9 protein-coding genes are annotated in these 9,620 nt (G+C 72.8%); 6 read left to right on the top strand and 3 right to left on the bottom strand.

Annotation, left to right across the window (positions count from 1 at the left end; translation table 11 throughout):
• Positions 1-103: 103 nt before the first annotated feature.
• Genes D7W82_RS35845 through D7W82_RS35855 form a run of 3 tightly spaced genes read left to right on the top strand, consistent with a single transcriptional unit; the run spans position 104 to position 2,732 of the window.
• The gene (locus D7W82_RS35845; protein ID WP_120622604.1) at positions 104-742 is read left to right on the top strand and encodes an RNA polymerase sigma factor; all 639 of its coding nucleotides are present in this window, start codon (positions 104-106) and stop codon (positions 740-742) included.
• Positions 739-1,284, top strand: coding sequence for a zf-HC2 domain-containing protein (locus D7W82_RS35850; protein ID WP_233588144.1), 546 nt, complete (start codon positions 739-741; stop codon positions 1,282-1,284). Before D7W82_RS35845 ends, D7W82_RS35850 begins: the two co-directional genes overlap by 4 nt.
• A gap of 11 nt (positions 1,285-1,295) precedes the next feature.
• Positions 1,296-2,732, top strand: coding sequence for an AraC family transcriptional regulator (locus D7W82_RS35855; protein WP_120622605.1), 1,437 nt, complete (start codon positions 1,296-1,298; stop codon positions 2,730-2,732).
• Positions 2,733-2,789: 57 nt separating this feature from the next.
• Here D7W82_RS35855 and D7W82_RS35860 read toward each other — a convergent pair whose 3' ends face one another.
• Both D7W82_RS35860 and D7W82_RS35865 read right to left on the bottom strand, forming a co-directional pair.
• Complete coding sequence (locus tag D7W82_RS35860) at positions 2,790-3,980, bottom strand: zf-HC2 domain-containing protein (protein WP_120622606.1); 1,191 nt, start codon at positions 3,978-3,980, stop codon at positions 2,790-2,792.
• 46 nt (positions 3,981-4,026) lie between these two features.
• Positions 4,027-4,698, bottom strand: a complete 672-nt coding sequence (locus tag D7W82_RS35865; RefSeq protein WP_120622607.1) for an RNA polymerase sigma factor — start codon at positions 4,696-4,698, stop codon at positions 4,027-4,029.
• 489 nt (positions 4,699-5,187) lie between these two features.
• On the opposite strand from D7W82_RS35865, the gene D7W82_RS35870 reads away from it, so the two are divergent.
• The 3 genes from D7W82_RS35870 to D7W82_RS35880 all read left to right on the top strand — a co-directional run bounded on the left by D7W82_RS35870 (position 5,188) and on the right by D7W82_RS35880 (position 8,588).
• Positions 5,188-6,948: a VWA domain-containing protein gene (locus D7W82_RS35870; protein WP_120622608.1), complete on the top strand. Its 1,761-nt coding sequence runs from the start codon at positions 5,188-5,190 to the stop codon at positions 6,946-6,948.
• A gap of 16 nt (positions 6,949-6,964) precedes the next feature.
• A complete protein-coding gene (locus tag D7W82_RS41995) occupies positions 6,965-8,095 on the top strand; it encodes a hypothetical protein (protein ID WP_233588145.1) in 1,131 nt (376 codons plus the stop codon).
• 64 nt (positions 8,096-8,159) lie between these two features.
• Positions 8,160-8,588: a Mov34/MPN/PAD-1 family protein gene (locus D7W82_RS35880; protein ID WP_120622609.1), complete on the top strand. Its 429-nt coding sequence runs from the start codon at positions 8,160-8,162 to the stop codon at positions 8,586-8,588.
• A gap of 9 nt (positions 8,589-8,597) precedes the next feature.
• Here the strand turns inward: D7W82_RS35880 and D7W82_RS35885 are convergent.
• A partial coding sequence (locus D7W82_RS35885) for a metallophosphoesterase (protein ID WP_147439714.1) occupies positions 8,598-9,620 on the bottom strand: 1,023 nt, incomplete at its 5' end.

Below are 9,620 nucleotides of genomic sequence, written 5' to 3' on the forward strand. Positions count from 1 at the left end.
GCCCATTTCCGTCGATATGTCCGGCCAGGAGGCGCGTTTCCCTGGGAGCCCGGGGCAGGAACGGCCTCCGGGGGACGAGCGCGGCTCGCAACGGGAAGACGGCATGGATGCAGCCGTACAGGGCTTGGGGATGACGACCCTCCAGTCGCGGCAGGACACAGGCAGTGCCGCCCGGCCGGCGGCGCCGGACGAGGAGGCCCTGTCCCGGCGCGCGCTCTCCGGAGAGCGGGCCGCGTGGGACGCGCTCATCGCGCGGCACCAGCGCCGGGTGGTGGTGTCGCTGCTCGCGCGGGGCATCCGGGTGGACCGGGCCCAGGAATTGGCGCAGGAGACGTGGGCGCGCCTCATCCAGCAGCAGCAGCGGGGTCTGCTCACGGAGCTGCGGCTGCCAGCGCTCGCGCTCGCGCAGGCGGCGTTCCTCGCGGCGGATGACGCCCGGCGCGCGCGGCGCGAGTCGGTGGACGGCACGGTGGAGGACCTGCCGGAGCGGCAGCAGCCGGTGGACCCCGCGCAGTCCGCGGAGAAGCGCCTGGTGTCGGAGGAGCAGCTCGCCCGGGCCCGGGACGCGCTGGAGCAGGTGTCACCGGGCGCGCGCAACGTCTTCCTCCTGGCCTGTGACGGCCAGGGGCTTCCCCATGCCGAGGTCGCCTCCCGCGTCGGGCTGTCCGTCCAGCGCGTGCGACAGATTTTGTGCGAGGTCCGCAAGAAGCTGCGCACCGCGCTCGAAGAGGAACAACCATGAGCCTGCCCACGCCCCACCTCACCCGCGACCGCACGGAGCAGTACCTGCTGGGCGCGCTGCCGCCCGAAGCCTGCGCGGAGCTGGAGGCCCACACGCTCACGTGCGAGCCGTGCGCGCGGCTGCTCCAGGAGGAGGCCCTGCTGGAGGAGCAGCTGTACGAGGTCGCCGCCGCCACGCCGCGCGACGCTGTCGTGGTGCGCCCCGCGCGCTGGCACCGCCCGGCCGCCGTCGCCGCGGCGCTGGTCGCGGTGGCGGCCTCCGTGTTCCTGCTGCTGCGGCCCGGAGGGGAAGCGGTCTCCCCGGCCGTGACGCCCGTGGAAGCGCCGGCCGTCGCGGCGCAGGCCCCGCGGGTGGAGGATGAGGCGCCCCGGGACATCGTGGTCGCGTGCCCGGACCTGGCCACGCAGGAGCGCTGCCTCAGGTCCGCGAGCGCGCGCGGGCTGCTCGTGTATCACCCCGGTGGACAGGGCGAGGTCCCCCGCTACGACGCGTCCAGCGGGCTGAACGCGGTGGCGCTGAGCTCGCGGCCGGCCGCCCTGTGAGGACTCCTTCGATGACGCTCCGAACCCGCATCCCCGGCCTGCTGCTGGCAATCTGGGCGCCCCTCGCGGCGGCCCAGACACCGCCCGTCGCGACGGCGCTCACGTCCACCGCGACGGCCGCGTCCGAGGCGACGGCGCCGAAAGCGACCCCGCCGCCCTCGGGCGCGAAGACGGCCGCGACAGCCCTGCCTGAAACCTCGGCGCCGAAGGCGAGCCCGCCGCCCACCGGTGCTCCAGCGCCAAGGTCCGGCGCGGAGGTGGCTTCCGTCACGACCGCCGCGTCCACGCCGCAATCCAGCGCGGCGGCTCCGGCCTCCTCCGGCGGCATGCCCGCCGCGCCGGACGCCACGCGGACGAAGCTGCCGCTGGGCTGGTACGTCACGGAGAGCGCGCCGCAGCACTACGAGGCGGGCGTGGATGAATCCTCCCCGTGCGAGGGCACGCGCAGCGCCTTCCTGCGCTCGCGTACGCAGGCCACGGACAGCTTCGGTACCTTCATGCAGGCCTTCAGCGCGCAGGACTTCCGGGGCAAGCGCCTGCGCTTCTCCGCTGCCGTGCGCCACCAGGACGTGAAGGGCTGGGCGGGGCTGTGGATGCGCGTGGAGGGCCCGGACCCCAAGCAGCCGCTCGCCTTCGACAACATGCAGTCGCGCGCGCTGGTGGGCACCCACGGCTGCAAGCGCTACGACGTGGTGCTGGACGTGCCCGCGGAGGCCACCACCATCATGGCGGGCCTCATCATGAGCGGCACCGGAAAGGCGTGGCTCGGCGGCGTGCGCTTCGAGACGGTGGACGCGTCGGTGAAGACCACGGACCTGCTCGCCGCGCCCCATCCCCTGCCCTCCGCTCCCCTGGGCCTGGAGGACGCCCCCCCGGTCCCCGTCTGGAGCGGCGGCGAGCGGCTGGGCCGCGTGGGCTCCTACTGGTTCGACGCCCTGACCGTGCAGACGGAGAACCCGCTCAAGAAGGGCAAGGGCCAGCAGTGGCAGGGCACCGTGGGCGACGAGCTCTTCGAGCACGGCATCGAGGTGAACGGCACCTACCGCAACTACCCGCTGCGGGTGAAGGTGCACGCGGGCGGCCCCACCACCCGCATCCAGGGCAGCTGGGGCACCGGCCCCGTGGACATCCGCTTGAGCCCGGACGTCCTCTCCATGCGCTGGGGCGTCTTCGAGCGGAGGCTGCTGCGCGACCGGGAGGCCGACGCGGAGCAGGGCTGCAACGTCTACCGGCAGATGGAGGGCGTGCACGAGGTGGACCGCATCGACGTGTGCGGCGTCGCGCTCGCCACCCGGCCGCCGCTCACGCAGCTGGTCGTGTCCTTCCTCGCCAACAGCTTCCGGCGGGACCCGTCGCCCTTCACCACGCCGGAGCCCCGCCCGCCCGTGCGATCCCCGCAGCCGTATGACTCCTCCGGGGACCACCGCCCCGCCTCGCAGCTCCGATAGCGAGACAGGGTGGGCGCGGGAAGGAAGGGCCTCTGCCCCTCCTTCACCGCATGACGCCTAGAACGCGAAGTCGCGCTCCAGCGTCTCCTGTCCGGCCTGCACCGTCAGGTGGGCCGCGTGCGCGCCGGTGGCCAGCGCCGTGGACAGGTCGAAGGACAGGCCCTCCGGCCCCTGCGTCGGCTTGAGCGACGGGCGCCCGGGCGACAGGAACACGGCGGCCGTCACGGCGCGCGTGCCCAGGGGCTGCACCAGGAGCCGCACGCGCTGACGCTCACGCACCAGCACCACGCGGAAGTCGCGCCGCTCCTCCAGGACCTCTCGGTGCTCCGGCAGGCGGGCCGCGTTGGGGCGCCGGGCCACGTCCGCGCGGGAGTCACGCGCCGCGCGCGAGACCTGCGCGCCTTCCTCTTCCAACTCCAGCGCCTCGTCGATGGCGGCGTCGCCCTCTTCCAGCGCCAGCACGGCCTGGGCGCACTCGCCGCAGCCGGCCGTGTGGGCCTCCACGCGCTCGCGCTCCTCGCGGCTCATCTCCCCTGAGTCCAGCCGCCACAGCTCGTCATCCGTGAGGTGGCGGCGCGGGGGCGTGTCCACCACCGCCGTGTCCGCCCGGTCCGCGCGGCAGCTGGCACAGTCCTTCAGGTGCTCCGGGTCCTTCATGGGGCGGCCCGTCCAGGACGCCACCAGGTCATCACAGCCGGCCCTCGCGGAGAACCACCAGGCGCCGGGGCGCTCCACGGGGTCCAGCAGGTCGCGCTCGGCGCGGCGTTCGGTGTTGAGCGGGATGAACCAGCGCGCCCGGGAACGCAGCGCGGAGTCCAGGTGGCCCAGCGCCCCGAGAAAGCGCTCGCGAGCAGCGGCCGCGTCCCCGTCCAGCGGGCCCTTCAACATCTCCCAGGTGACGAGCGCGCGGGCGGCGGAGGCGGCCCGGTCCCGGGCGGCCAGTCCTTCCAGCGCGGACGCACGCCACAGCTCCGCTTCATCACCCTCCTCGCCCAGCGCCACCTCCATCGACTCCTCGGCGGCCCGCAGGAGCAGCGGCTGGAGCGCCTGCGGTTTCTGCCCGGCAAGCCAGGCTTCCACTCCGGGGCGGTCCAGGCCCTTCAAGGCCTCCTCCACCCCGTCCGTGCCGAGCCGGTCCGAGCGGCGCAGCACGTCCCCCACCACCTCCAACAGCTCACCCACCGCGAGAGGGCCCGCGCCCAGGCGCGCGTACCGGGACTGGTAGCGGGACAGCGCGTCGCCCTTCATCGCGACATCCCGGGCGAGGCGGAAGCTTTCAGACTCCCGCGAGACGTCACGACGGCTCCTCCGGCAGTCCGTCCCGCTGCAACTCCAGCAGGTACAGACGCAGGTATGCCTGGGCGCGGCTGACGCGCTTGTACGAGTTCACCACGCTGATGTTCAAACGACGTGCGCATTCCTCGTGATCCTCCACGTCCTCGTGGTGATAGAGCTCCCATGCGGAAGCCTCCTTTGGATGCTCCTGCTGGAGCCTGGCGTAGGCGGCCCAATACAGCTCCTGCGCCTCGGCGCGCTCCTCGCGACGCCGTGCGCCCTCCACCGCCCGGGCCACCTCGGACGGGGTCTCTTCCATGACGTCGTCGGGCGACGCCGACGCGGGCGCCAGCTCCTCCCGGTGCCGCCGGTAGAAGTCGATGGCGACGTGCTTGACGATGCGCAGGAAGAACGTCTTGGGAGACGCGCTCCTGCCCGGCATCTGCTCGGACACGCCCCGGAACTGATCCAGGCCCCGGTCGAGGAACTTCCCCACCGCGTCCTGGAAGAGCTCGTCGGCGTCCGCCGGCGAACCGCGTCCGTAGCTGCCCTGGATCCGGCCAATGACGTAACGGGCCGGGCGCGCCCACCGCGCGCACAAGGCCCCCAACGGAGTCCCGACGGCCTCGCCAGTGGCTCGGCGCCGCGTCACCTCCGCGAACAATTCCTCATCCGTGAGCTGCTCGTACACCGGAAGACCCTGGAGGCTGTCCCGGGAGGTCCTCGTCCCGAGAGGTTGGGTTACGGGGATGTGGCGCGGCAAATTAACACGTTGCATCCGCGAACAGCCTCCGACTGGTTACCAGAACCCCTGACCGCGGCCCCCTGCCTTTCCTGACACGCTTTTTTCAGAGGCCCGCGCATGACGCGGCGGGTCGCCTCCATGGAGGCCCGGGCAGACGGGTAAGGCCCCGGAAAAGGCCCGGAAATGGCGCCGTCAGGATTCCGGCCGGCCCGGAGTCCAGGGGCGCATCGCTTTCGAGCGCCCGGCCGAAGAGGCCCTACACGCCGTGGTTCGACTCCACCCCTCCGCTCGCAAGGCGGGGGGACCGCCGGCGGTCCGGCACTGAACTTGGGTTTCAGCCAACCGGCTTCTTCACTCGGGCGCTCACCTTTTCCCTCCCAACTCCAGGCGGCCCTCCCGGGCATGCCTTTGCGTCCCGAAAGGGGGACGACCGCCATGACCGCTCGCACCCAGACGACCCTTCCGGAGACGCAGCGAGGACCGGCCGAGCGACTGCTCGACGTGGTGCTCGGTGGCTCCGCCCACCTGTGGCACCACCGGCCCGGCCTGGACGTGAACGGCACCTGGGTGGCCGTCGCCGGCGCGGACGCGAAGGCCCTGTCGCGCGGCCGCAAGGTGGCGCCCGGCCTGTTCGTGCCCGCCGCGGTGAAGCTGTACGGCCAGCTGCTGGAGCTCTACCGCCTCAACCCGACGCTGATGGCGCACTTCGCGTCGTACGCGCTGACGCAGACGGACTGGCGCGACCTGAAGGTGGCCACCTGCGCGCTGATGCTGGTGCAGGAGCACGCGGGCCAGCCCGTGCGCGACGGCCAGGGCACCATCGCCTTCCACGACGACGACTACCGCTCCATCGGCGAGGCCATGGTGCTGCACTACGTGCGCCGCTCCACGCGGATGCTCACGCCCAAGGCCGTACTGCGCGTGGCGGAGCTCTTGGAGACGCCGGAGATCGCGCGCCTCAACCGCGCCGCGGGCTTTGGAGATCCGGCGTCGCGCAAGCCGCCCCTGGGCCGCTGGAAGCGCGTGGCCCAGAAGTGGCTGGCCGCGCGTGAGGCGAACCTGCCCATGCTCCAGGGCCTGGTGAAGGCGGGCTACAAGGAGACGCTGAAGCGGCTGGCGCGCAAGGCCGGCTACAAGCCCCAGTCGCAGGGCTTCTTCGAGGTGCTCGGCTGGAAGCAGAAGCAGGCGGACGGCGGCCACCGGCAGGTGGGGCTGCAGGGGCTCACGCTGGTGAAGCGCGAGCGCTTCGACGGCCTCTCCGAGGCGGAGATCTGCGAGTGGATTGAGCTGGAGCGGCTCTCCTACAAGGAGGTCGTGGGCCGGCTGCCGAAGGACGTGGGCCTCACGCCCGCCATCCTGGCCACGCTCTTGCCGTCGTTGTCGGACCGCGACCTGCGGCTGATGACGCCCACGCTGGAGGAGCTGGGCCTGTTGCAGGAGCCGTCCGTGAAGGCGCGCTGGGAGCGGGCGGTGGCGAGCGCCACGGATCAGCGCTCGCTGAACATCGCGAAGAACGTCCGGAGCGAGCACGTGCGCCGCAAACTGGAGGAGGCGAGCGACAACGCGGTGAAGAAGGCGGTGGCGGAGGCGACGGCGGAGACGGACGTGCGGGTGATGTTCCTCATCGACAAGTCGGGGTCCATGGAGGGCGCCATCGAGCAGTCCAAGGAGGCGCTGTCGCGCATCCTCGCGGGCTTCCCGATGGACAAGCTGCACGTGGCGGCGTTCGACACCATGGGCACGGTGCTGCAGCCCAAGGCGGCGAACCGCACGGCGGTGCAGCACATGCTGTCCGGGCTGAAGGCGTCCGGCGGCACGGTGCACGCGGCCGGTGTCCACGCGCTGCACCGCTCCGGGGTGCGCATCCCGGCGGAGGCGAAGCTGGTGGTGATGGTGGTGGGTGACGAGGCGGGCGAGGCAGGCGACCAGTTCGCCCGGGCCTTCCACGCGTGTGGCTACAGCGTGGCGGCCATGGCGCTGCTGGTGAGCGTGGCGGGGGCGCGCGGCAACACGGTGCGCTCGGGGGCGAAGCAGCTGGGCGTGCCCTTCAGTGAGGTGAGCGTGGGGCAGTTCGCGGACCCCTACCAGGTGCCGCGCGTGCTCCAGGCGCTGATGGACGCTCCGCGCGAGGCGGGGGCCAGCCAGTCCGGCTGGGTGGACCGGGTGATGAGCACGCCGCTGTTGAAGGTGGCGTGAAGAAGGAGGCAGGGGCGTGGACTACCGGAAGCTGCTCGGGAAGGTGGAGTCGGCGGTGCTGCCGTATTTCGGCGGCGGGACCGTGGACGCGCCTTCACGCCGCCTGCGCGTCACCTGGCCCGTCGCCCCGGGCTGGTGGCGTTTCGAGCTGAAGGGCCGCGAGGCCACCGCGCGAGAGCCGGCGTCTCCCGAAGGGCTGGAGGCGCTGCCGCGCGTGCGGGGCCACGTCTGGGGGACGCGGCTGGTGCGCGAGGGCGCGGTGGCGGAGCCGCTGGCGTTGATGCCGGAGGAGGAGCCGCCGCGCCTGTCGCCGCTGACCGCGCGGCGCTGGCATGACGGCACGCTGCTCTTCGAGGGCGTGGAGTTCGAGGGCGAGGCCGAAGAGACGGCCCGCCGGGCGCTGGAGGAGGACCGTGCGCTGGGAGACGCGCGAGGCGTGAGTGCGTCGCTGCGCGCGGCGTTCGGCTTCGCGGTGCTGGAGTCGGTGTCGCGCGGCACGGGCATCCCGTTCGCGCCCGTGGAGGCCCGTGGGCGGGTGCTCGACGTGGCGCGCGAGGGACGCGCGGAGGCGGAGCGCTGCCTGCGCCGGCTGGCCGATGAGCGCACGCGCTTCATCCGGTTGCAGTCGGAGCTGGAGGCCCGGCGCGAGCGGATGCTTCAGGAGTCCGGAGCGGAGGCGCGTGCGTGGGCTGACCCTGGATACGGGACGCGGGCGGCCTGGCGGGACGCGGACGGACGCGAGGTCGCGCGGACGCTGTCGGCCCGTGAGCGTGAGACGTGGGAAGCACGCCGGGACGCCTCCGCGCGCGCCTCATGCCGGACTCCAGGCGCGAGGGACGGACGGAGCCTCACGCGCCAGGAACGCTGGCGCTCGGAGTCCGAGGCCAGCGCGCGGGTGGAGCGCGCGCTGGACAAGGCCGGCGCGCGGCTGCTGGACCACCGCCGGCTGGGGGACGGCCTGCTCGAGGTCGTCTACACGTTCATGGGCGAGCGCTTCGTCACGGTGGTGGAGGCCGCGAGCTTGCGCGTGCGCGACGCGGGCGTGTGCCTGGCGGGCGCGGACCACCGGGTCACGCTGGAGAGCCTGCCGTCGGTGCTCAAGGAAGCCATCGACACGGACGCGCTGGTCATCACCCGGCACGCCTGAAACCCGCGTGTCCGACCGGGCCCGTCTCCCACGTCGGTACGAGCCATTCGGGAGGAAGGACTTCATGTCGACGACGCGCGAGGTGTGCCTGCTCATCGGGCCGGAGGACCAGGTGTTGTGGGGCGACTCCTTCGACGACCCCATGGCGCTGCCGGACTCCCGCCCCCGGTGGGAAGCCATCTGGAGCCTGAGGGACACGCTGGTGGAGATCACCCACAGCCACCCCGAGGGCCCGCTGGCCTTCTCGCAGGAGGACGAAACGACCATGGCCGCGCTCCAGGCCGCGCTGGGCCGGCCGCTGCGCTTCTCCGTGGTGGCCCCCGACGGCATGGTGGTCCGCATCGGAGGCGAGGACGTGCTGGTGCATGACGAGCCCGCGTGGGCCGCGCCGCTGCGCATCGCCTCGGGGCTCCTGTACGGGCGGCCCCGTCCCGGTCCCACCATCCTCCAGGAAGACGGCCTGCTCCTGGAGCGAGCCCACCGCAAACCGTGAGCCACTTCTTCAGCCCGGCAGCAGGATGATGCGGGCAATCTCCGGCGGCGCGGCGACGCGCATGGGCGGACCCACGAAGCCGCACCCGCGGCTGACGTAGAGCTGAGAGCCGCCCTGCTGGCTCAGGCCCGCGTTCTGCTCGCCCCAGATGAGCTGGCCCAGCACGTTGCCCGGGAACATCTGTCCGCCGTGCGTGTGCCCTGAAATCTGGAGCCCCACGCCGCGCTGGGCCACCACCTCGAAGTTGGAGGGCTGGTGCGCCAGCAGCACCGACGCGCGGTCCGGCCTCAAGCCCTTCAGCGCCGCGTCCAGGTCATACCCGGCCTCACCGAAGCGGCTCGCGCTCCAGTCGTCCACGCCGATGAGGTCGAAGGACGCGCCCGCGTCCCCAATGGACACGGCGCGGTTGCGCAACACCGTGATGCCCAGCCCCCGGACGAACTCCGTCCACGCCGCCACGCCGGAGTAGTAGTCGTGGTTGCCGGTGACGAAGTACGCGCCGTGCCGGGCCTTGAGCGCGCCGAAGCCGCCCACGTAGCGCCCCAGCTCCGGCACCGTGCCGTCCACCAGGTCGCCCGTCACCGCGATGAGGTCCGGCTTGAGCGCGTTGGTGCGCGCCACCAGCTCGTCCACGAAGCGGCGCTGCAACACCCCGCCAATGTGGATGTCGGTGAGCTGCACCAGCGTGAAGCCCTCCAGCGCCTTGGGCAGCCCGGGCAGCCGCACCGGGATGTCGCGCACGTCCGGAGGGTGGAACGCGCGCCAGGTGCCGAAGGTGCTCACCGCCGCGCCCGCCACGGTGGCCCCCGTCGCGAGCCCCCGGGCAAGGAAGGCCCGGCGCTCGGGCGAGGGCGGCTCCGGAAGCTCGCGCACCCTGGCGAAGACGCCCCGGACCACGTCCAGCCCCAGGGTGAACATGAGCAGGTAGAGCACCAGCCCCATCCACACCAGCAGGGCGATGCCCGTCCACCACGCCATTTCGGAGGAGAACATCGCCCCCACCGTCCGGGCGCCCAGCGAGCCCACCAGCCC

Source organism: Corallococcus sp. CA049B (assembly GCF_003611685.1).
In the GTDB taxonomy this organism is placed as follows: Bacteria; Myxococcota; Myxococcia; order Myxococcales; family Myxococcaceae; genus Corallococcus; species Corallococcus coralloides.

Coding starts and splice junctions, on each gene's coding strand:
- D7W82_RS35850 (WP_233588144.1), top strand. CDS start 739: ATGAGCCTGCCCACGCCCCACCTCACCCGCGACCGCACGGAGCAGTAC.
- D7W82_RS35880 (WP_120622609.1), top strand. CDS start 8,160: ATGTCGACGACGCGCGAGGTGTGCCTGCTCATCGGGCCGGAGGACCAG.
- D7W82_RS35870 (WP_120622608.1), top strand. CDS start 5,188: ATGACCGCTCGCACCCAGACGACCCTTCCGGAGACGCAGCGAGGACCG.
- D7W82_RS35845 (WP_120622604.1), top strand. CDS start 104: ATGGATGCAGCCGTACAGGGCTTGGGGATGACGACCCTCCAGTCGCGG.
- D7W82_RS35855 (WP_120622605.1), top strand. CDS start 1,296: ATGACGCTCCGAACCCGCATCCCCGGCCTGCTGCTGGCAATCTGGGCG.
- D7W82_RS35860 (WP_120622606.1), bottom strand. CDS start 3,980: ATGAAGGGCGACGCGCTGTCCCGCTACCAGTCCCGGTACGCGCGCCTG.